General features: G+C 62.9%; 1 protein-coding gene. It reads left to right on the plus strand.

Annotation, left to right across the window (positions count from 1 at the left end; genetic code table 11):
• Positions 1–620, plus strand: a 620-nt coding sequence (locus BST14_RS28230) for an IS30 family transposase (RefSeq protein WP_245845839.1), incomplete at both ends; no start/stop codon positions are given.

The following is a 620-nucleotide window of genomic DNA, read 5'->3' on the forward strand; positions in this document are numbered from 1 at the left end:
CTACCGGGGCCTGGTCGTCGATATCGACCCACAGGACCGCAACTCGGGCAAGAGCGCCAACATCCTGCGGACCGGCCGGATCTACCGGCATCGGCGCGGGCGGGGAAGGTCTCGTGACGGCGCGTTGAAGCAACTTACGAAGCTGCGGTCGATCCACGAGCGGCCAGCCAGCGTCGAGACCCGCCGACAGGCGGGCCACTGGGAGGGCGATCTCATCGTCGGCGCCCAGCAGCGGTCGGCGGTGGCGACGCTGGTGGAACGAAAGATGCGTCTAACACTGCTGATTCGACTGCCGGATGGACACTCGGCACAGCATGTCGGGGATGCCCTGATCGCAACCTTCACCCAAGTGCCGATCAAGCTACGCAGGACCTTGACCTGGGACCAGGGCAACGAAATGTTTCACCATGAACGTATCGAGGCGATGACAGGGCTGAAGATCTACTTCGCCGAGCCGCACTCACCGTGGCAGCGCGGAAGCAACGAGAACGCCAATGGACTTGTGCGCCAATACCTACCAAAGGGCACCGACCTCAGCGTCTGGGACGACGACCAACTCCGCCAGATCGCCGACGAACTCAACGACCGCCCACGATTGTGCCTCAAAGACAACACACCGA

This window comes from Mycobacterium arosiense ATCC BAA-1401 = DSM 45069 (assembly GCF_002086125.1).
GTDB lineage: Bacteria > Actinomycetota > Actinomycetes > Mycobacteriales > Mycobacteriaceae > Mycobacterium > Mycobacterium arosiense.